Raw genomic sequence first — 19,861 nt, 5'->3', positions numbered from 1 at the left:
GGCGCCCCCAGCCCAGCGGAGCCGGATGACCGGGGTCTGACATCAAGACGACCGGGAGGTGAACGCGGGCGCGTCAGGGGGCGGCCGGTACGCTGGAACCCATGCTCAACATGGCCGACGGCCTCGCGCGTCTCGGCGCGCTCGCCGAGAATCCCGTCGTCCGTACCCTCGCGGAGGCCTTCGACGAAGCCGGTTTCGAGCTCGCCGTCGTGGGCGGTCCGGTGCGCGATGCGCTGCTCGGGCGGCAGACGCACGACCTCGACTTCACGACGAGTGCGTCGCCGGATCAGATCCTCGCGATCGTGAAGCCGGTGGCATCCGCGCACTGGGACATCGGTCGGGCCTTCGGGACCATCGGTGCCCGGGTCCGGGGCGAGCAGGTCGAGATCACGACCTATCGGGCGGACAGCTACGACGGCGTGACGCGCAAGCCGACGGTGGAGTTCGGCGACTCGATCGACGGCGACCTCGTCCGCCGCGACTTCACGGTCAACGCGATGGCCCTCCAGGTGCCCGCGGTGAAGCTCGTCGATCCGACCGGCGGGGTCGAGGACCTCGTGGCGGGGGTACTGCGGACGCCGACGGATCCTCGGGTGTCGTTCGGCGACGACCCGCTCCGGATGCTGCGGGCCGCCCGGTTCAGCGCGCAGCTCGGCTTCACGGTGGAGGAGGACACAGAGCGGGCGATCACCGAGCTCCGCGAGACGCTGAAGATCGTGAGCCCCGAGCGCGTGCAGTCCGAGCTCGTGCGCCTCATGCAGACCGACGACCCCGTCCGCGGCATCCGGGTGCTGGTGGAGACCGGACTCATCGACGAGTTCCTCCCCGAGGTGAGCGCTCTCAAGCTCGAGGTCGACGAGCACCACCACCACAAGGACGTCTACGAGCACTCCCTCACGGTGCTCAGCCAGGCCATCGCGCTCGAGCATGCCCGGAACCCCGGGGCGGCGCCGGACGTGCCGCTGCGGATCGCGGCTCTGCTCCACGACATCGGCAAACCCCGCACGCGCAAGCTCGAGCCGGGCGGTGCGGTGACCTTCCACCATCACGACGTGGTCGGCGCGCGCATGGCTCGCAAGCGGCTGCAGGCGCTGCGCTTCGACACCGCGACCACCGATGCCGTCGCGACCCTGATCGAGCTGCATCTGCGGTTCTTCGGCTATGCGGAGGGGGCGTGGACGGATGCCGCCGTGCGCCGCTACGTCCGCGATGCCGGGGACCTGCTGGAGCGCCTGCACATCCTCACGCGCGCCGACGTCACCACGCGGAACAAGCGCAAGGCCGCCCGGCTCGCCGCCGCCTACGACGACATCGAGTCACGGATCGCGGCGCTCCGGGAGCAGGAGGAGCTCGACGCGATCCGTCCGGAGCTCGACGGCAACCGCATCCAGGAGGTCCTCGGCATCAAGCCGGGCCGGGAGGTCGGCGAGGCGTACCGGTTCCTCCTCGATCTGCGCCTCGACGAGGGTGTGCTGGGCGAGGCCGTCGCGGAGCAGCGACTCCGGGAGTGGTGGGCGTCGCGCGGTTGACTCCTGCCGGCCCACCCCCTTCCGTGCGTCCCGGCCCCTTACGGCCGCACGCAGGGGGCCGGGAGGACCGGAGAGGGGTGGGTCGACCTCAGTTGACGATGGCGGCGGCGTCCGGGGGGAGTGTCAGCGACGTGGAGGAGCGCGTCAGGGCGGCGGTGGCGAGGAGGAGATCGGCCGTAGCGGGAACACTGAACGTCGCGGGGGCGGGGGAGAGGTTCACGAGCACCGACACTCCACCGCGATCGATGCGGTAGACGCGGTGCTCGGGGCGGCCGTCCGTCTCCCGGACCTCGACCGTCGTGTGCGCGGAGTCCGGGTCGGTGAGCTCCGGTCGCGCTCGCCGCAGTCGTGCCAGGTCGCGGTACAGCGTCAGGAGCCGGGAGTGCTCCGGGGCCTCGGCCTCCGCCCAGTCGAGGTGCGAGCGGCGGAAGGTCTCGGGGTCCTGCGGGTCGGGCACCGCATCCGGATCCCATCCCATGCGAGCGAACTCCGCCGTGCGGCCCTCGGCGACCGCGCGGCCGAGCTCGGGTTCGGGGTGGGAGGTGAAGAACTGCCACGGGGTCGTCGCCCCCCACTCCTCGCCCATGAAGAGCATCGGGGTACCCGGCGCTGTCAGGGTGAGCACGGCGGCCACCGCGAGCCGATCGGGGGACAGGGTGGCAGGGAGCCGATCCCCGGCGGCGCGGTTCCCGATCTGATCGTGATCCTGCGCGAAGGTCACCAGCCGCCAGCTCGGCACCTCGGCCGGGATCGGGGACCCGTGCGGACGGTCGCGGAAGGACGAGAAGGAGCCGTCGTGGAAGAAGCCGCCCTCCGTCACCTTGGCCACCGCCTCGTCTGCGGCGAAGTCGGTGTAGTACCCGGCGGTCTCTCCAGTGAGCGCGACGTGCACGGCGTGGTGCCAGTCGTCGGACCACTGCGCGGTGAGCCCGTAGCCCCCGGCTTCCCGCGGCAGGATGAGCGTCGGATCGTTGAGGTCTGACTCCGCGATGAGGCTCAGCGGCCGGTTCTGCTGCGCGGAGAGGGCGTCCACGCGTTCGGCGAGCTCCCGCAGCAGGTGCACCGGCCGCCGGTCGTGGAGGGCGTGCACGGCATCGAGCCGGAGTCCGTCGACGTGGAAGTCGCGCAGCCACATCAGGGCGTTGTCGAGGATGTACTCCCGCACGGCGTCCTCGTCGAGGTTCACCGAGTCGCCCCAGGTGGTGCTCTCGCCCTCGCGCAGGTACGGACCGAAGAGCGGGAGGTAGTTGCCGCTCGGGCCGAGGTGGTTGTAGACGACGTCCTGCACGACCGCGAGCCCGTGCGCGTGGGCGGCGTCGACGAAGCGCTGATAGGCCGCGGGGCCGCCGTACTCCTCCTGCACCGCGTACCAGAGCACGCCGTCGTATCCCCAGTTCCAGGCGCCGTTGAAGGCGTTGACGGGCAGCAGCTCGACATGGGTGACGCCGAGGTCGACGAGATGCGCCAGGCGGCCGACCGCCGCGTCGAGCGTGCCCTCCGGTGTGAAGGTGCCGAGGTGCAGCTCGTAGATCAGCCCGCCCGCGAGCTGCCGTCCGGTCCACGAGGCGTCGGTCCACGCGAAGGCGGCGGGGTCGAAGGCCGCCGAGGCCCCGTGCACGCCGTCCGGCTGCCGTCGCGACCGCGGATCGGGGCGCAGGTCATCACTGTCGTCGAGGAGGAAGCCGTAGCGCTCACCGTCCGCGAGGACGACGTCGGCGGCCCAGTGCCCCTCTGCCCCCGCCGTGAGTGCGCGCTCCTCCACGGTGGTGCCCGCGTCGTCGAGGCGTCGTACCCGCACACGGGTCGCCCGCGGCGCCCACACCGAGATCATCGAGCCAGCTCGATCAGCGCGACCGGGTAGGTGTCGAGGAGTTCCGCCAGTCGCACGGGCCCGGGCGGGATCCGCCGGCCGGTGAGGAGGTCGGTCCCCGGCAGCTCGGGGCGCATCATGACCGTGTCGCCCCAGCCCCCGCGGCGCGCCAGCGCGACCGGCAGCCGTGTGGCCACGGCGGTCGCGCCGCCGCGGTGCACGGCGATCGCGTGGTCTGCGGCCTCACCTTCGACGACGGCCGGCCGGTAGAAGCGGAACAGCTCCGGATTGTCCCGCCGCAGTCGCAGTGCCCGCGAGGTCACCAGCAGCTTCGCGGCGCCGGAGTCGTCGATCGGGGGGACCACACCGCGGGCGTGGTCCGCGTCGAGATCCCGCAGCATCCGGGCGCGCAGAGCGAAGTCGACGGGTCGACGGTTGTCGGGGTCGACGAGCGAGAGGTCCCACAGCTCGGTGCCCTGATAGACGTCGGGCACGCCGGGGCCGGTGAGCTGCAGCAGCTTGGCGGAGAGGGAGTTGGAGCGCCCCGCATCGACGATCTCGGCCACGAAACGGTCGAGGATCGGCGCGGCATCGCCCTCGACGGACCGGGCGATCGCGGCCAGGCCCTCTTCGAACTCCGCATCCGGATGCTGCCAGGTCGTCCGCTCCGCGGCCTCACGCGCGGCCTTGGTGGCGTAGGCGAGCAGCCGGTCGGAGGGCAGCGGCCAGGCGCCGACCGCGGCCTGCCAGATCAGCGCGTCGAGCGGGCCGTGCCCGGTGGTCGCCACGTCGCGCAGCTCGGCCAGCACCTCGGCCCAGCGCTCCGGGATCTCCGAGAGCACCGACAGGCGCGCGCGCACGTCCTCCGAGCGCTTCGTGTCGTGCGTGGAGAGCGTCGTCATCGAGTGCGGCCACGCCGCCAACCGCGCCCGCTGCGCGTCGTGGAACTCCTCGACCGACAGCGCGGGGAGGGACGGGTCGGCGCCGACCTCGGTCAGTGTTCCGAGGCGGGTGAACCGGTAGAACGCTGTGTCCTCCACACCCTTCGCCATCACGGCGCCGCTCACCTGCGGGAATCGCTGCGCGACCTCGAGGCGCGGATCGTTCAGCAGCGGCTCCAGCGCCGTGAACGCGGTCGCGAGGTCGGGACGTCGCCGCCGTGCCTCCGCGAAGGCGGCGCGCAGGTGCTCGCGGCCCTCCGGGAGATAGGAGCGATACACGGGGAAGCAGGCGAGGAGCTCGGCCAGCGCATCGTCGGCGTGCACGATCCCGTGGGGGAGCGTACGCACCAGTCGGCGCACCTCGGCGGCCAGAAGAGTGTCCGCGATCATCCGCTTCGTGTCGTGGATGAGGTCGTGCCAGGGGAGCGCGTCCGGGAGACCGGTCTCCGCGCGGAGCCTGGCATCCAGCCGGTCCAGCGCCGCGACGCCCTCCGCGTCGACGAACAGGCGGTCGAGCTCGGCCAGCGCGTCGTATCCGGTGGTGCCGTCGGTCCGCCACCAGGCCGGCAGGGCCTCGCCCGGCTCCAGGATCTTCTCGACGAGCGTATACGCGCGTCCGGTCGCGTCGGCGAGCTGCTCCAGGTACGCGCCGGGGTCGACGAGGCCGTCCGGGTGATCCACCCGCAGACCGTCCGCGAGACCCTCCCGGATCCAGCGCAGGATCTCCCGGTGCGACTCGGCGAACACCTCGGGCCGTTCGACCCGGATGCCGGCGAGTTCGGAGACGGCGAAGAACCGGCGGTAGGTGAGGTCGGTGTTCTGGTCCTGCCAGAACCGCAGCTCGTAGTTCTGGGCGCCCAGGAGCGCCGGGAGATCGTCCGCCAGTGCCGCGGTGCCGGGGGCGAGGGGCAGCTCATGCTCGAAGTAGCGCAGAACGCCGTCCGGCGCGTCGGCGGCCGGCGTGGTGTCGACCACGAGCTCGCCGTTCGCGACGACCTCGTCCGGGCTCGCGCCCAGCAGGGGCAGCAGGAGACGCCCGCCGCCCGCTGCCCAGTCGATGTCGAACGCCGCCGCATGACGGGTCTTCCGACCCAGCCGCAGCACCTCCCACCACCACGGGTTCTGCCGCGGCACGGCCACCCCCACGTGGTTGGGCACGATGTCGACGAGGACGCCGAGGCCTGCCGCCCGTGCGGCCGCCGCGAAGCGGACGAGCCCCTCCGCGCCGCCGCGGTCGGGATCGATGCGGCCGTGGTCCACGACGTCGTAGCCGTGGTTCGAGCCGCGGGTCGCCGCCAGCAACGGTGACAGGTAGGCCCACGAGGCGCCGAGCTCGGCGACGTATCCGGTCACCCCCGCGGCCGCGTCCAGGGGGAAGTCCTCGCTGATCTGCAGGCGATACGTCGAGACCGGTCTGTCGGTCATGACGCAGCCTGCTCGCTCTGCGCGCGGAGCGAGGCATCGACGGAGTCATCCGTGTCGACGGGCTCGCCGTCGAGTTCCTGCAGCACGAGCATGGCCTTGCCCTCGAGCGGCACGCTGTCCCGCGCCCGGAGCTTCCGGTCACCGAGTTCGCCGGCGGTGTCCACGGAGACGAGCCATTCCGCGCCGTGCCGGTCGTCCGGCAGGGCGAGGTCGACGGGCTCGTCGCCGCTGTTGAAGTAGACGAGGAAGTTCACGTCCTCCACGGGACGTCCGCGGCGGTCGTTCTCGCGGATGCCGCGGCCGTTCAGGAACATGCCCACGGAGCGTCCGAAGCCCGAGTCCCAGTCCTCAGGCGTCATGCGGGCACCGTCCGGGCGCAGCCACACGACGTCGGGGATGCGCTCGCCGTCCTCGTCCTCGTCTGCGACCGGGCGTCCGTCGAAGAAGCGGCTGCGGCGGAAGGTCGGGTGCTCGTGCCGGAGCCGCGCGACCGCCGCCGTGAACTCCACGAGCGGCAGGTCGGCGGCCTCCCAGTCGATCCACGTGAGCTCGTTGTCCTGCGCGTAGCCGTTGTTGTTGCCGTGCTGCGTGCGGCCGAGTTCGTCGCCGTGGGAGATCATCGGCACGCCCTGCGAGAGCAGCAGGGTCGCCAGGAAGTTCCGCTGCTGACGCGCGCGCCGCCGGTTGATGTCGATGTCGTCGGTCGGTCCCTCCGCGCCCATGTTGTCGGAGCGGTTGTGGGATTCGCCGTCGTTGTTGTCCTCGCCGTTGTCCTCGTTGTGCTTCTCGTTGTACGACACGAGGTCCCGCAGCGTGAAGCCGTCGTGGGCGGTGACGAAGTTGATGGAGGCGACCGGGCGCCGGCCGGAGTGCTCGTACAGGTCGGCGGAGCCGGTGAGGCGGGAGGCGAACTCGCCGAGCGCCTGGGGCTCGCCGCGCCAGAAGTCGCGCACGGTGTCGCGGTACTTGCCGTTCCACTCCGTCCACTGCGGCGGGAAGTTCCCGACCTGATAGCCGCCGGGGCCGATATCCCACGGCTCGGCGATGAGCTTCACCTGCGAGACGATCGGATCCTGCTGCACGAGCTCGAAGAAGGCCGCGAGGCGGTCGACGTCGTAGAACTCGCGGGCGAGGGTCGCCGCGAGGTCGAAGCGGAAACCGTCGACGTGCATCTCGGTCACCCAGTAGCGCAGCGAGTCCATGAGCAACTGGAGCGCGTGCGGGTTGCCCGCGTTCAGGCTGTTGCCCGTGCCCGTGTAGTCCGTGTAGTACCGCTTATCCTCTTCGAGCCGGTAGTACGCCTCGTTGTCGATCCCGCGCATGGAGAGCGTCGGCCCGAGGTGGTTGCCCTCAGCGGTGTGGTTGTAGACGACGTCGAGGATGACTTCGATGCCGGCCTCGTGGAGCGCGCGCACCATGGCGCGGAACTCCTGCACCTGCTGGCCGTCCTGGCCGCCGGCGGCATAGGCGTTGTGCGGGGCGAAGAATCCGAGGGTGTTGTAGCCCCAGTAGTTCGACAGGCCCTTGTCCTGCAGCACCGAGTCATTGACGAATTGGTGCACCGGCATCAGCTCCAGGGCCGTGACGCCGAGGCGCTGGAGATGCTCGATGACCGCCGGATGCGCGATGCCGGCGTAGGTGCCGCGCAGCTCCTCCGGGACCTCGGGGTGCCGCTGGGTGAGCCCCTTGACGTGGGCCTCGTAGATGACCGTCTCCGCGTACGGGGTCTTCAGCGGACGGTCGCCGCCCCACTCGAAGAACGGGCTGACGACCACGCCCTTCGCCATCGCGGTCGCGGAGTCGTCGTCGTTGCGGGAGTCGGGGTCGCCGAAGTCGTAGCCGAAGAGGGACTGGCCCCAGTCGATCTCACCGGCGACGGCCTTCGCGTAGGGGTCGAGGAGCAGCTTGTTCGGGTTGAAGCGCTGTCCCTGCGCGGGATCGTACGGACCGTGCACACGGTAGCCATAGCGTTGCCCCGGCTGCACCGTGGGCAGGTAGCCGTGCCAGACGAACGCGTCGACCTCGGTGAGCGGCACTCGTGTCTCCGTGCCGTCCGCGTCGAAGAGGCAGAGTTCCACGCGCTCCGCGCCCTCGCTGAAGAGCGCGAAGTTGGTGCCCTGACCGTCGAAGGTGGCCCCCAGCGGGTACGCGGACCCGGGCCAGACCTCGCCGCTCATCCGGCGAGGGCGTGGTCGCGCGAACCCGCGGCCATGGCACTGACGATGCTGACGGCATGGTCGTAGTCGTACACCTGAGCGATCTCCACAGCCCGAGGATACGGGTGTCCGAGGTAGCAGACGTAGAGCGGCGGCACGACCTCGATGTATCCGACGGGAGCGTCGTGCGCGACGACGTACCGGTCGAAGTCGATCCGCTCGCAGGCCGGCTCGGTCGCGGCGGGGTGGGCCGCGTCGGCGCGCTGCGAGGAGCCAGTGCTGGTGGGGGTGTGGACGTTCATGGCGCCTCCTGACTCGTGATGGGACCACGATAGGAACCGGGAACAGATTCGAGAACGGTATTGCCATCCGGGCCTCGACCGGCTACGCACCCGATGACGGCGGGATCACTCCCTGTTGCCCTGACCACTGCCGCGGCCGCTGTTCCGCCCGGTCGATCCTGCTCGTACACTGAGGGCACGCTCTCGACTCCAGAAACGGAGAACGCGTGTCTGCGACGTGGCACGATCCGCGGGAGGCGTCGCCGACGGCGTCTCGCCTCCTCGTCGAGCGTGCGCACGAGGAGCTCATCGCCGGCAATCTCGACGACCACCGCCTCCGCGAGGTGCGGCCACTCGTGCGGGAGTCGTGGGAGCGGTCCTGGCGCCGCCGTGTCGGTCCGGAGGCGCTGCCACCGCTCGACCTGTTCGAGGACGAGCTCGACGCCTATCGTCTGACTCACCCGCTCGCCTCCGCGATGGAGATGATCCGCGCGCTGCTGCTTCCCGGCGACTCCGAGGACTCGGGGGTCGTGATCGCCGTCGGAGATCAGGCAGGGCGCCTGCTGTGGATCGAGGGCGATGCGCAGCTTCGGTCCCTCACCGAGGGCATGGGGTTCGTGGCCGGCGCGAACTGGGCGGAGGACGCCGTCGGCACGAGCGCCCCGGGCACGGCGCTCGCCCTGGAGCGGTCGGTGCAGATCCGTGGGGCCGAGCACTACAACCGCCTGGTGCACCCGTGGTCGTGCAGTGCGGCGCCCGTGCGCGACCCGGAGACGCAGCGGGTCCTCGGCGTGATCGACATCACCGGCGGACCCGAAGTGGTGACCCCGCAGGCGCGACTGCTCGTCGACGCGACGGCGCGGGCGGTCGAGTCCGAGCTCCTCGTGGCGCGGCTGCAGCGACGAGCGGAGCCTCCGGCTCGACGCCTGCCGGGCAGGACCCCGCCGGAACCCCTCGCTCGCGCGCGACTGCAGGTGCTCGGACGCGACCGTGCCCGGTTGGAGACCGCGTCGGCACACGAGGAGGCCGTCACCGAGCTCAGCGCCCGGCACGCGGCCATCCTCCTGATGCTGGCCGTGCACCGCCAGGGCCTCTCCGCCGACCGGCTCGCGGAGCTCGTCTACGGTCCCGGGGTCTCGCCGGACACCCTGCGGCCGGAGATGGTGCGCCTGCGCAAGGTCCTGGAGCGGGCGGCCCCGGATCTCGTGCCGGAGTCCCGCCCGTATCGCCTTCCGGTGCCGCTGGAGACCGATGCTCAGGACGTGCTGTCCCTCCTTGATCGCGGCGCCCACCGGGTCGCGCTGACGGCCTACCGGGGGCCGGTGCTGCCGGATTCGACTTCGCCCGGCGTCGAGGAGTTCCGCGATTCGGTCCGTGCGGCGCTGCGGGAGGTGATGCTGTCGGGGGCGAGTCTGGACGTGCTGCTCGCCTATGCGGACACCCCCGAGGGGAGCGAGGACGCGGAGGTGCTGCGGCTCGCGCTGGAGATGCTGCCGGCGCGCTCGCCGCGTCGTGCCGGTCTCGTGACGCGGATCGAGCGCCTCGGCTGATTCGAATCGCCCGATTGGTGCCATTTCGGCCGCGGATGCAGCCAGGTGAGCGATTCGAACGGGGCGCAACCGGCTGCAACGTTGCGCATCGGGAGTGCAACGGGGAGCGGCCTAGCGTCGAGGGAACACCGCGGCATCGACGCCGCGGCGCCCCCGTCGAAGGAGACCCCATGACCATCGTCGAAGAAGACGTGTCCCTCGCCTACGCCGCCCCCGGACAGCCCGGAGCGGTCGCGAACTACCGGCCCCGCTACGGTCACTACATCGGCGGCGAGTTCGTCGAGCCCGCCAAGGGCCAATACTTCGAGAACATCAGTCCCGTCAACGGCAAGCCCTTCACCGAGGTCGGCCGCGGCACCGTCGAGGACATCGACCGCGCCGTCGACGTCGCCTGGAAGGCCTTCAGCGCCTGGGGCAAGACCAGCCCCGCGGAGCGCTCCGTGATCCTGAACCGCATCGCCGACCGGATGGAGCAGCACCTCGAGGAGATCGCGGTCGCGGAGACGTGGGAGAACGGCAAGCCCGTGCGGGAGACCCTCGCCGCCGACATCCCGCTCGCGATCGACCACTTCCGCTACTTCGCGGGGGTGCTCCGCGCGCAGGAGGGCGGCATCAGCCAGCTCGACGAGAACACCGTCGCGTACCACTTCCATGAGCCGCTCGGCGTGGTCGGGCAGATCATCCCCTGGAACTTCCCGATCCTCATGGCCGTGTGGAAGCTGGCGCCGGCGCTCGCCGCGGGCAACTGCATCGTCATCAAGCCCGCGGAGCAGACCCCCGCGTCGATCCTGTTCCTGTTCGACATCATCGGCGACCTGCTGCCGGCCGGGGTCGTGAACATCGTGAACGGCTTCGGGATCGAGGCCGGCGCGCCGCTCGCGCAGCACAAGCGCATCCGCAAGGTCGCCTTCACCGGCGAGACCACGACCGGCCGCCTCATCATGCAGTACGCCTCGCAGAACCTCATCCCGGTCACCCTGGAGCTCGGCGGCAAGAGCCCGAACGTCTTCTTCGAGGACGTCGCCCGCTCCACGAGCGACCCGTTCTACGACAAGGCGCTCGAAGGCTTCACGATGTTCGCGCTCAACCAGGGCGAGGTCTGCACCTGCCCGTCACGCGCCCTCATCCAGCGCTCGATCTACGACGGCTTCCTCGCCGACGGCCTCGAGCGTGTGGAGAAGGTCGTGCAGGGCAATCCGCTCGACCCTGCGACGATGATCGGCGCGCAGGCCTCGAACGATCAGCTGGAGAAGATCCTCAGCTACATCGACATCGGCAAGCAGGGCGGGGCCCGGCTGCTCACGGGAGGCGAGCGCGCCGACCTCGGCGGCGACCTCAGCGAGGGCTTCTACGTGCAGCCGACCGTGTTCGAGGGGACGAACGACATGCGGATCTTCCAGGAGGAGATCTTCGGTCCTGTGCTCTCGGTCACCTCGTTCGACGACTTCGACGACGCGATCTCGATCGCGAACGACACCCTGTACGGGCTGGGGGCCGGTGTATGGAGTCGCAGCGGCGACACCGCGTACCGCGCGGGCCGGGCGATCGAGGCTGGTCGCGTGTGGACGAACACCTACCACCAGTACCCGGCGCATGCCGCGTTCGGCGGGTACAAGCAGTCGGGGGTGGGCCGCGAGAACCACAAGATGATGCTCGACCACTACCAGCAGACGAAGAACCTCCTCGTCTCGTACGCGGAGGGCCCGATGGGCTTCTTCTGATCCGCCCGAGCCCGAGTGTCGGGCGGCGCGCGCCGCGCCGTCCGGCACTCGGCATTCCGGAAGGAGTCCCATGGCCAGTCAAACCACGCCCGCCCGCGTCGCGGTGACCGACCCCGCCGCCGCGCTCGTCCGCGAACTCACCGCGCAGCACGGGCCGCTCATGTTCCACCAGTCCGGCGGCTGCTGCGACGGCTCCGCCCCCATGTGCTACCCCGTGGGGATGTTCCTCACCGGTCCCGGCGACGTGCTCCTCGGCACCCTCGACGTCGGGCTCGACGATCCGGTCGAGGTCTACATGTCGGCCTCGCAGTTCGAGTACTGGAAGTTCACGCACCTCACCATCGATGTCGTGCCGGGACGCGGCGCCGGGTTCAGCGTCGAGGGCCCGACGGGGATGCGGTTCCTCATCCGGTCGCGAATGCTCGACCCCGCCGAGCTGGCGGGCCTCGGCCTGGCCTGAGGGCCTTCGAATCGCCCGATTGGTCCCATTTCGGCCGGAGATGCAGCTAATCAAGCGACTCGAACGGGATACGCTGGCCCCATCGTGAACGCACCACACCGACCCTCCGTCCTCTTCGTCTGCGTGCACAACGCGGGGCGCTCGCAGATGGCCGCCGGCTTCCTCCGGCACCTCGCCGGCGACCGCATCGAGGTGCGCTCCGCCGGGTCGATGCCCGCTGCCGAGATCAACCCCGTCGCGGTGGCGGCGATGGGGGAGCTCGGCATCGACATCACGGCCGAGCAGCCGAAGGTGCTCACGACCGAGGCCGTGCAGGCGTCGGACGTCGTGATCACGATGGGCTGCGGTGACGCGTGCCCGTTCTTCCCCGGCACGCGCTATGAGGACTGGGTGCTCGATGACCCCGCCGGTCAGGGAATCGATGCCGTCCGGCCGATCCGCGACGATATCCGCGGCCGCATCGAGACCCTCGTGGCCGAGCTGCTCTGACCCGCGCTCAGCCCGCCCCGTCGAGCACCTGTCAGGGGGAGAGCTTCGGCCTGGAGCTCTCTGGCAGCGACGGCACCGGAGTGCCCTGGACCCGGACTGCGGAGTTCAGGTAGAGAGCTGCCACTGCGAGCGCCACCAGGCCACCGATCACGGCCAGCACCGGACTCGGTGAAGCGAATGCTCCGGAGGAGGCCATGATCCCTTGGATCAAGAACATTGCGCTGAGGAGGATTCCGCTCCCTCGTGTGCTGGTCATCTTCCACCAGGGGCGTGGGGCGTCCGACTCTCCGGGGCTACGGAACGTTCGTGCCGCCACGACGACGGCCGCCACGATAACCACGGTGGCCCACACGAATCCGAGTTCGAACCTGAGGACCGTGAGCGGTACGACGGTGAGCACGATCCCGACGATGACGACGAGCAGATACCCGACCTTGGCGGTCGGTGTCTTGATGCGCATGAGTAGCACGTTACGCGTTGGTTGACGAATCGGTCAACGAATGTCCTCGCCGACCTCGTCGTCACGCCGACGGAGAGGCCGCGGCGAGCACAGCACTCCGCAGCCAGGAGCGGTAGCGGTCCGGCGACCAGCCGGACTGCACGACGAGCTGCTGGTGGCTCTCGGGCGAGAGCAGGAACGAGAGCACGTCGGCGAGGGTGTCGCCGTCGCGGTCGGAGGCGACGATGCCCCGGCGCTGCAGTTCCGCCGCGAACCCCCGGTAGTCCGCCGCCCGGTTCGCGAGGATGCGCTGGAGGGCGGCATCGACGACCGGGTCGGAGAGCGCCGCACCCAGGAGGACCGTCCAGAGGGCATGCCCGCGCTCGTTCGCGGCGCCGATCTGCGTGATGACGGCGTCCAGGAAGACGTCGTCGGGCAGGGCCGTCAGTCCCGAACCGGCCTCGGTGTCGGCGAGGGTCTCGGCGGCTTCCGAGCCGGAGAAGGTGACCTCGAAGGCGGCGATGAGCAGTTCCGCCTTCGCCGCCGTGGTCTTCACCGTCTCCGCGGACACCCCGGCCTCCTTGGCGATCGCGGAGATCGTCGTCGCCTGGTATCCCTGCGCGGCGAAGAGGCGGGCGGCCGCCGCGACGATGCGCGCACGGGTCTCCTCGGCCTGGCGGGTCCGCAGGGCGGAGCGGTAGGGGCGCACACTCGACGTCATTGACTTTCCTCAAAGGGTGATGAATACTTCAACGGTACAACCAACCCTATCGAGAGAGCCGCCATGTCCCGTTACCTCCTCACCTGCACTCCCGCTCACGGGCACGTGCTCCCGCTGCTGCAGGTCGCCAGGCACCTGGTCGCGGGCGGGCACGAGGTCCTCTTCCTCACGAGCAGCCGATACGAGGAGCGGGTGACAGCGGCCGGTGCGCTGTTCCGCCCGCTGCCCGCGGAGGCCGACGTCGATCTCGACGACGCGAACGGCGCGTTCCCCGAGCGCGAAGGTCTCACCGGGGCGGCCGCGCTCCGTTTTGATATGAGCACCCTCTTCATCCGCCCGGGTCGGGCTCAGCTCGAGGCCGTGCGCGTCGAGCTGGCGCGGAACCGCATCGACGCGGTCCTCACCGAACCGCTGTTCGTCGGTGCGGCGCTGCTGCAGCGGTTGCCGAAGGCCGAGCGGCCCCCGGTCGTGGTCCTCGGGATCTTCCCGCTCGGCGCTCGCAGCGTCGACACGGCCCCGTTCGGGCTCGGAGTCACGCCGATGCCCGGGCCGTTCGGACGCGTGCGCAACGCCTTCCTGCGTCTGGTGGCGGAGCGCGTGATCTTCGGGGGCGTGCAGAAGGAGGCCGATGCCATGGCGCGCGAGGCCGTCGGCCGCGATCTCGGCGGATTCGTGCTCGACTGGGCGGGCCGCGCCGACGCGTACGTGCAGTTCTCGGTTTCCGCGTTCGAATACCCACGGTCCGACCTCCCGGCGTCCGTGCATTTCGCCGGGCCCCTTCCGGCCGCGCCGTCGACGGCACCGCTGCCGGACTGGTGGTCCGACCTTGACGGTCGGCGGCCCGTGATCCACGTCAGTCAGGGCACCATCGCCAACGCGGACTTCGGTCAGCTCGTGCTTCCCACGATCGCCGGGCTCGCCGCGACCGACGCCCTCGTGGTGGTATCCACCGGCGGCCGTCCTGTCGACGCGCTCCCGGCGGAGCTGCCGGCGAACGTCCGGGTCGCCGAGTACTTGCCCTACGACCGGCTGCTGCCGGAGATCGACGTGTTCGTCACCAACGGCGGCTTCGGCGGGGTGCAGCAGGCCCTGGCCCAGGGCGTCCCGCTGGTGGTCGCGGGTCAGACGGAGGACAAGGTCGAGGTCTCCGCCCGAGTCGGGTGGACCGGCGTCGGCGTCAACCTGCGGACGAATGCGCCGAAGCCGGGACAGGTCGCCGCGGCCGTGCACCGGGTGCTGGTCGAGCCGGCGTTCCGCGACCGCGCACGGCAGGTCGGAGAGGCGATGCGCGCTGCGGACGCCTGGCAGACGCTCGACGCGGTCCTGGCGGGGGAGGCCACTCGGGCCGCACCAGACAGCGCGATGCACCGCTGACTGCCGCGCGGGAAAGTGCATTCCCGCGCATGAACGCAACCGGGTGCAACGTCCGCCGGTATACCATCCGGGTATCGCCACGCAGCGTCAGTCCCCAGCTGACCACGGGCGGGACGGTCGAACCGTCAATGCGGAGGGAACGTCGAATTCCTTTCGATCCCGAGGGGGGATGGGGTGGGCGTCGGTTCCCCAGAACGACACCCACCCCCACATCGGACCGTCGTCAGTTCCAGCGGCTGAGCATCCAGAAGACCGCGAAGCCGATCACCACGAGGATCGGCACCCACGTGCCCGTGCGCTTGAGGCGCCGACCCTGCGGCGCGACCCCCGGCGGTGGGGTGATCATCCCCGCCGGCGGAGCGAACGGGAGAGCGTGGCCCCCGGGCGCCGCCGCGGCAGCGAGGCGGTCGTCGCGCCACCGCGCCCACTGGTCGAGCTTGGTCAGCAACGCGCCCACCGTCCCGAACAGCCAGGCCCACGTCGCCGGATCGAGTGTGGAGGCCCGGCGGGGCGTGTAGAGGAACAGCCAGTCGTCGACGATCTCGACGTCGAGCTGCGCGGCGTTGTCGATGAAGCGCGCCATGATGTCGGGCGTGAAGAGGTAGAGCGCGTCCTGCTCGTAGCCTTCGGGGCAGTAGAGGGTGAAGTGCTGATCGAAGTCGCCCTCGAGCGACAGACGCTGCGCCCGCTGGAACGATGCCGGCAGGTTGGAGCCGAAGCCGTTGTTGCCCTTCGCGTCGAGCACGATGTTCGGCAGGGGCACATCCAGCTTCACGGCGACGTAGCCCCAGCGATACGTCGTCGAGTTCTTCCCGGACTGCACCGTGTACTGGTAGTTGCCGAACTCCACGAACCGCGGGTGGGTTCCGCGGACGAGGTCGGTGGCCAGGCGCGAACGGCCGAGGTGGAAGATCATTCCGGGGAGCGGCGGATCGTCCACGCGGGGCTCGTACGTCATGCCGTTGGCCTGGGCGAACCGGTGCAGGCGGTACCGAGCGGTGCGCGCGTTGCGGACGCCCATCCAGACGAGCACACCCACTCCCGCCGCCACCAGGAGCAGGAGGACGAGCGGGATCGCCGCGGAGGCGGGGGACCCACTGCCCGCTGCCAGCGCCACCACCACGGAGGCGAGGATCGGGAGCAGCACGACTCCGGCGATCGCCACGGCTACGACGGCGATGATCGACGACACCGCCATGCCGGTCGTCCGCCGGGACCGGAGCTCCGCCGTGAAGGCGCGGACGGCGGCCGGGTCGACCGGATCGGTGAGGGGACGCGCGTCGAACGACGCCGACGCCTGCGGAGACGTCATCGGTTGACCTCGTCGGCGTCCCAGGTGAGGTCGGCGCCCTCGCGAAGCGCCTTCGCCTCCAGACGTTCGTCCGTGCAGATCGCGCGGACGAGGTCGGGCGAGCCCGCGACGATCGTGGAGTCGTAGTCGATCTCCGAGACCATCACCCACGTGCGATCCTTCGGCCACAGGATGTTCGGGCTCTGCGCGGAGGGCGGGAAGCCGTGCTCCTCGCCCACCCGGTCGCGCCACGGCACGCCGAGCACCCAGGCCGGATCGATGAAGTCCCTGGCGCCGCCGGAGAACAGCACGTAGTCGCGCCCGGGGAGCTGCAGCCGCGGCCCTTCGGAGATCTCCCGCGAGAGGATGCCGTCCTGCCAGGTGGGCTTCCGGAAGACGTTGTTGAACGGGTCGTGGATGCTCCGGTCGAGCATCGCCTGATGGTTCGGGTCGTCGCTGAACGTGAGGAACGCGCGGGACGGGCCGTCGCCGAAGAACCCGACGAGGGCGCCGAACCCGTCCCAGAGCGCGACGACCCCGTCGTCCGGGGTCGTGGTGTGGGCGGCGAGGTGCCCGGCCAGGATCGACACGAGGTCGCTGTCGAGCGCACCCTCGAGCGGCGCCGTGAACTCGCGGCCGTCCGGAGCGATGCGGGTCCGCCAATCGGCGTCGACGGGAGTCCGCACGATCCGGTGCCACTGCGCCTCCGCGTGCATCGTCGTGCCGAAGGCGGCGGCGGTCTGCGCCCAGCTGACGCGTACCTCGGAATCCGCTGCCGTGGGACTCTCCCGCACGGTGGCGGGATGGAAGACCCGGGCGTACGCGGGGAAGCCGCGGGGGACGACCGCGTGCATGCTGCCCAGACCGTCGTCGAGGGTCTCGCGCAGCCACGCGCCGACGCCGGGGTCTGCGATCCACTCCATGCGACCACGGTACCGGCCGTGTCCGACGACGCGAGCCGCGGCCGTGGATCCCTCATAATCGAGGGGTGACTGCCACCGCGACCCTCCCTTCCCTCGACGGCCGACGCTTCCGCATGGTCTCGTCCACGACCTCCGCCGTCGATCCCGACGCCCCCAGCGTCTTCGAGTACTTCGAACGCGACGGCGCGATCTGGGGCGGCTACGAGGGCGACACGGTCACCTTCGGGAAGTTCGTGGGCACGCGTACCGGCGACACGATCTGGGTCTCGTTCGTCCACGTGCTCAAGGCCGACGGCACCGTCGTCACCGGGGACGGCGAGAGCGAGCTGGAGCTCACCGACGACGGCCGCATCCGTCTGGTCGAGCACTACGAGATGCACGGCCTTCCGCAGCTGAGCGTCGTCGAGGAGATCCCCGCCGCCTGACCTCAGCGCGGCGGGAGTGCGTCCCGACCGGGGGAGGCCGGCGTCCACCGGGTCATCCCCAGCGGGACCTCGGTCTGCCGCTCCGGCAGGTCGCCGGGCAGCAGGTAGGGCCGCCGGATCACTTCGTCGAGCACGACGACGCTGACCACGGTCCGCACCTCCGGAAGCTGCGCGATGACCCCCGTCGAGAACTCGTGCACGCCGCTCACGTCGACGGCGCGGATGAGCAGCATCGCGTCGTGCTCCCCGGTCGTGATCGCGCACCACTCCACGTCCGGCATCTCGATGATGCGCTCCCGGAACGAGGCCCAGGCCTGCGGCATCACCGTGACGAAGACGAGCGCCCCGATCGACAGCCCGGCCTTCGCCTGATCCACGCGCGCGCTGAATCCGGTGATGACGCCGTCGTGCACGAGCGACTCGACCCGCGTGTAGGCGCTGGCCCGCGAGATGCCGACCTTCTCGGCCAGCGCGGCGATCGAGACGCGACCGTTATCGCGCAGCACATCGAGGATTCTGTACGCCGTCTCATCCAAAGGGGCGGCACTTCGTCCAGATTGCTTCGACGGATCCGCGTCCTTGCTGGACATATTGCTCCTCACATCCGAGGTTCTCGACAATGCGTGCCTGTGTGACGCGCACTTGCTGGACACATCGTCGCATATGATGCGAATCTGATCCCCGGTCGTCCACATCGGTGGCGACCGGACCCGAATGTACTCCTCGCCCTTGGAGGCCCTGATGTCGTCACGCCGTATCACGCCGGTCATCGCGCTCGGAGCCGTCGCGCTCCTGGCGCTCGCAGGTTGCTCGGGAGGGAACTCGGCGAACAACTCCGAGTCGTCCCAGGGCTCCGACTCCCTCGTCATCGACACCGCGTTCTCGATCGAGACGACCGACCCGGGTCACACCTACGACCCGACCGGCAACATGATCGCGAAGGCGCTGTACGAGACCCTCGTCGACTTCGAGGGCTCCGACGTCTCCACTCCGGTCCCTGGCCTGGCGTCGTGGGAGCAGAACGACGAGGCGACCGAGTTCACCTTCACGCTCGACGGCGACCGCGTGTTCTCCGACGGCTCGCCCATCGAGGCGAAGGACGTCGTGTTCTCGCTGCAGCGCATCCAGGGCATGGCAGACGCCAAGCCCAACTTCCTGCTCGGCGGCCTGACGATCGAGGAGGTCGACGACAAGACCATCCGGTTCACCTCGGAGACCCCGCTGCTGCAGCTCCCCGCGATCCTCGCGAACCCGGCGCTCGGCATCGTCAACGCCGACGTCGTCATGGAGAACGGCGGGACCACCGACGGCTCCGACAGCGCCCAGGGCTTCCTCGACGGCGAGTCCGCCGGATCCGGCCCCTTCGTGCTGGACACCCTCGACCTCAGCTCGCAGGTCGTCCTCACCCGCAACGACGAGTACAACGGCGACGAGGAGTCGGCCTACAGCCGCGTCGTCGTGCGCAACGTCTCGGAGAGCGCGACCCAGCTCGCCAACCTCAAGGGCGGCGACTCGATGGTCGCGATGGACCTCAACGGCGACCAGGTCGCGGGCCTCGGCGACGACATCAGCGTCGACTCGGTCCCTTCCGGCCAGACCATCTTCCTGCTGCTCAACCAGGGCGAGGCCGGCGGTGACCTCGCGAACGTGAAGATCGCGGAGGCCATCCGCTACGCGCTCGACTACGACGCGCTGCTCGAGCTCGCGGGCGCCGGCGCCGTGCAGGCCACCGGCGTCATCCCGCCCGGGTTCGAGGGTGCCCTCGACAGCGGCGTGGAGCAGGACCTCGACAAGGCGAAGGCCGCGCTGGAGGAGGCCGGCTACACCGGTCAGACCCTCAAGCTCCAGTTCCCGAACGACTACCCGGTCGGCGGCGTGGAGTTCACGCCGCTCGCAGAGCGCATCCAGGCGCAGCTCGAGGACGCCGGCATCGCCGTCGACCTCGCTCCTGCACCGTTCGCGACCGAGCTCGACGCGTACGTCAACGGCACTGAGGGCTTCGGCCTCTGGTTCTGGGGTCCGGACTACGCCGACTCCGCGAACTTCCTGCCCTTCGCGCCCGGTCTGAAGGTCGGCCTCCGCGCCGGCTGGGCGGCCGAGGCGAACCCGGAGATCGCGGGCATCGCCGCCGGTGCGGCCGCCGCGACCGACGCCGAGCAGCGCACCGAGGCCTTCACGGAGTTCGCCGAGGCCATGCAGGCCGAGGGCCCGTTCGTGCCGCTGATCGTCCCCGGTCGCAACATCTCCTCCGCCTCCAGCGTGTCCGGCGCCGTCTACAACTCCGTGTGGGAGATGGACATCGCCGAGATCACGCCCGCCGGCTGAT

At 70.4% G+C, this 19,861-nt stretch carries 17 protein-coding genes; 8 read left to right on the top strand and 9 right to left on the bottom strand.

What is annotated here, in order from left to right; all coding sequences use genetic code 11:
• Positions 1 to 101: 101 nt before the first annotated feature.
• Complete coding sequence (locus AC3B5L_RS17075; RefSeq protein WP_490096001.1) at positions 102 to 1,529, top strand: CCA tRNA nucleotidyltransferase; 1,428 nt, start codon at positions 102 to 104, stop codon at positions 1,527 to 1,529.
• A gap of 88 nt (positions 1,530 to 1,617) precedes the next feature.
• Here the strand turns inward: AC3B5L_RS17075 and treZ are convergent, their stop codons facing one another.
• Genes treZ through AC3B5L_RS17055 form a run of 4 tightly spaced genes read right to left on the bottom strand, consistent with a single transcriptional unit; the run spans position 1,618 to position 8,163 of the window.
• Positions 1,618 to 3,360 (bottom strand): malto-oligosyltrehalose trehalohydrolase, encoded by a 1,743-nt coding sequence (gene treZ, locus AC3B5L_RS17070; protein ID WP_490096000.1) that lies wholly within the window; start codon positions 3,358 to 3,360, stop codon positions 1,618 to 1,620.
• Positions 3,357 to 5,705 carry a malto-oligosyltrehalose synthase gene (gene treY / locus AC3B5L_RS17065; protein ID WP_490095999.1) on the bottom strand — a complete coding sequence of 783 codons (2,349 nt, stop codon included), beginning with the start codon at positions 5,703 to 5,705 and terminating at the stop codon, positions 3,357 to 3,359. Before treY ends, treZ begins: the two co-directional genes overlap by 4 nt.
• A complete protein-coding gene (glgX, locus tag AC3B5L_RS17060) occupies positions 5,702 to 7,882 on the bottom strand; it encodes a glycogen debranching protein GlgX (RefSeq protein ID WP_259953756.1) in 2,181 nt (726 codons plus the stop codon). Before glgX ends, treY begins: the two co-directional genes overlap by 4 nt.
• The gene (locus tag AC3B5L_RS17055; RefSeq protein ID WP_060922071.1) at positions 7,879 to 8,163 is read right to left on the bottom strand and encodes a hypothetical protein; all 285 of its coding nucleotides are present in this window, start codon (positions 8,161 to 8,163) and stop codon (positions 7,879 to 7,881) included. The genes glgX and AC3B5L_RS17055 overlap by 4 nt, the downstream gene beginning before the upstream one ends.
• Before the next feature lie 206 nt (positions 8,164 to 8,369).
• On the opposite strand from AC3B5L_RS17055, the gene AC3B5L_RS17050 reads away from it, so the two are divergent.
• The 4 genes from AC3B5L_RS17050 to AC3B5L_RS17035 all read left to right on the top strand — a co-directional run bounded on the left by AC3B5L_RS17050 (position 8,370) and on the right by AC3B5L_RS17035 (position 12,362).
• Positions 8,370 to 9,692, top strand: coding sequence for a GAF domain-containing protein (locus tag AC3B5L_RS17050; RefSeq protein ID WP_259953759.1), 1,323 nt, complete (start codon positions 8,370 to 8,372; stop codon positions 9,690 to 9,692).
• A gap of 170 nt (positions 9,693 to 9,862) precedes the next feature.
• Positions 9,863 to 11,413, top strand: a complete 1,551-nt coding sequence (gene exaC / locus AC3B5L_RS17045) for an acetaldehyde dehydrogenase ExaC (RefSeq protein WP_187662760.1) — start codon at positions 9,863 to 9,865, stop codon at positions 11,411 to 11,413.
• A gap of 70 nt (positions 11,414 to 11,483) precedes the next feature.
• Positions 11,484 to 11,873: a DUF779 domain-containing protein gene (locus AC3B5L_RS17040; protein WP_259953760.1), complete on the top strand. Its 390-nt coding sequence runs from the start codon at positions 11,484 to 11,486 to the stop codon at positions 11,871 to 11,873.
• Positions 11,874 to 11,957: 84 nt separating this feature from the next.
• Complete coding sequence (locus AC3B5L_RS17035) at positions 11,958 to 12,362, top strand: arsenate reductase ArsC (protein ID WP_370428222.1); 405 nt, start codon at positions 11,958 to 11,960, stop codon at positions 12,360 to 12,362.
• 31 nt (positions 12,363 to 12,393) lie between these two features.
• Here AC3B5L_RS17035 and AC3B5L_RS17030 read toward each other — a convergent pair whose 3' ends face one another.
• Together AC3B5L_RS17030 and AC3B5L_RS17025 are read right to left on the bottom strand one after the other, a co-directional pair.
• Positions 12,394 to 12,822, bottom strand: coding sequence for a hypothetical protein (locus tag AC3B5L_RS17030; RefSeq protein ID WP_370428223.1), 429 nt, complete (start codon positions 12,820 to 12,822; stop codon positions 12,394 to 12,396).
• Between the two features lie 61 nt (positions 12,823 to 12,883).
• Positions 12,884 to 13,522 (bottom strand): TetR/AcrR family transcriptional regulator, encoded by a 639-nt coding sequence (locus AC3B5L_RS17025; RefSeq protein ID WP_259953765.1) that lies wholly within the window; start codon positions 13,520 to 13,522, stop codon positions 12,884 to 12,886.
• Positions 13,523 to 13,585: 63 nt separating this feature from the next.
• Between AC3B5L_RS17025 and AC3B5L_RS17020 the strand changes: the two genes are divergently transcribed.
• On the top strand, positions 13,586 to 14,896 hold the full coding sequence (locus AC3B5L_RS17020) for a glycosyltransferase (RefSeq protein WP_259953767.1): 1,311 nt from the start codon (positions 13,586 to 13,588) through the stop codon (positions 14,894 to 14,896).
• A gap of 223 nt (positions 14,897 to 15,119) precedes the next feature.
• Here AC3B5L_RS17020 and AC3B5L_RS17015 read toward each other — a convergent pair whose 3' ends face one another.
• The gene (locus tag AC3B5L_RS17015; RefSeq protein ID WP_259953769.1) at positions 15,120 to 16,208 is read right to left on the bottom strand and encodes a DUF3137 domain-containing protein; all 1,089 of its coding nucleotides are present in this window, start codon (positions 16,206 to 16,208) and stop codon (positions 15,120 to 15,122) included.
• A complete protein-coding gene (locus tag AC3B5L_RS17010) occupies positions 16,205 to 17,110 on the bottom strand; it encodes a hypothetical protein (protein ID WP_187662752.1) in 906 nt (301 codons plus the stop codon). The genes AC3B5L_RS17015 and AC3B5L_RS17010 overlap by 4 nt, the downstream gene beginning before the upstream one ends.
• Positions 17,111 to 17,175: 65 nt before the next feature.
• Here AC3B5L_RS17010 and AC3B5L_RS17005 point away from each other — a divergent pair, with 65 nt between their 5' ends.
• A complete protein-coding gene (locus tag AC3B5L_RS17005) occupies positions 17,176 to 17,535 on the top strand; it encodes an avidin-fold protein (RefSeq protein ID WP_231729533.1) in 360 nt (119 codons plus the stop codon).
• Positions 17,536 to 17,537: 2 nt separating this feature from the next.
• Here AC3B5L_RS17005 and AC3B5L_RS17000 read toward each other — a convergent pair whose 3' ends face one another.
• Complete coding sequence (locus tag AC3B5L_RS17000) at positions 17,538 to 18,125, bottom strand: Lrp/AsnC family transcriptional regulator (protein WP_234024180.1); 588 nt, start codon at positions 18,123 to 18,125, stop codon at positions 17,538 to 17,540.
• 151 nt (positions 18,126 to 18,276) lie between these two features.
• Between AC3B5L_RS17000 and AC3B5L_RS16995 the strand changes: the two genes are divergently transcribed.
• Entirely contained in the window at positions 18,277 to 19,860 is a 1,584-nt protein-coding gene (locus AC3B5L_RS16995) for an ABC transporter substrate-binding protein (protein ID WP_259953775.1), read from the top strand.
• Position 19,861 lies beyond the last annotated feature (1 nt).

The organism is Microbacterium sp. C-MGS6 (assembly GCF_058140415.1).
The sequence above is the reverse complement of the archived record's forward strand: the minus strand, read 5'-3'. Positions and strand labels throughout refer to the sequence as shown.

Bases quoted from the DNA above. Each gene is read 5' to 3' on its own strand.
- AC3B5L_RS17030 (WP_370428223.1), bottom strand. From the start codon at position 12,822: ATGCGCATCAAGACACCGACCGCCAAGGTCGGGTATCTGCTCGTCGTC.
- treZ (WP_490096000.1), bottom strand. From the start codon at position 3,360: ATGATCTCGGTGTGGGCGCCGCGGGCGACCCGTGTGCGGGTACGACGC.
- AC3B5L_RS17075 (WP_490096001.1), top strand. From the start codon at position 102: ATGCTCAACATGGCCGACGGCCTCGCGCGTCTCGGCGCGCTCGCCGAG.
- AC3B5L_RS17040 (WP_259953760.1), top strand. From the start codon at position 11,484: ATGGCCAGTCAAACCACGCCCGCCCGCGTCGCGGTGACCGACCCCGCC.
- glgX (WP_259953756.1), bottom strand. From the start codon at position 7,882: ATGAGCGGCGAGGTCTGGCCCGGGTCCGCGTACCCGCTGGGGGCCACC.
- AC3B5L_RS17010 (WP_187662752.1), bottom strand. From the start codon at position 17,110: ATGGAGTGGATCGCAGACCCCGGCGTCGGCGCGTGGCTGCGCGAGACC.
- AC3B5L_RS17015 (WP_259953769.1), bottom strand. From the start codon at position 16,208: ATGACGTCTCCGCAGGCGTCGGCGTCGTTCGACGCGCGTCCCCTCACC.
- AC3B5L_RS16995 (WP_259953775.1), top strand. From the start codon at position 18,277: ATGTCGTCACGCCGTATCACGCCGGTCATCGCGCTCGGAGCCGTCGCG.
- AC3B5L_RS17055 (WP_060922071.1), bottom strand. From the start codon at position 8,163: ATGAACGTCCACACCCCCACCAGCACTGGCTCCTCGCAGCGCGCCGAC.
- treY (WP_490095999.1), bottom strand. From the start codon at position 5,705: ATGACCGACAGACCGGTCTCGACGTATCGCCTGCAGATCAGCGAGGAC.
- AC3B5L_RS17000 (WP_234024180.1), bottom strand. From the start codon at position 18,125: ATGTCCAGCAAGGACGCGGATCCGTCGAAGCAATCTGGACGAAGTGCC.
- exaC (WP_187662760.1), top strand. From the start codon at position 9,863: ATGACCATCGTCGAAGAAGACGTGTCCCTCGCCTACGCCGCCCCCGGA.
- AC3B5L_RS17025 (WP_259953765.1), bottom strand. From the start codon at position 13,522: ATGACGTCGAGTGTGCGCCCCTACCGCTCCGCCCTGCGGACCCGCCAG.
- AC3B5L_RS17020 (WP_259953767.1), top strand. From the start codon at position 13,586: ATGTCCCGTTACCTCCTCACCTGCACTCCCGCTCACGGGCACGTGCTC.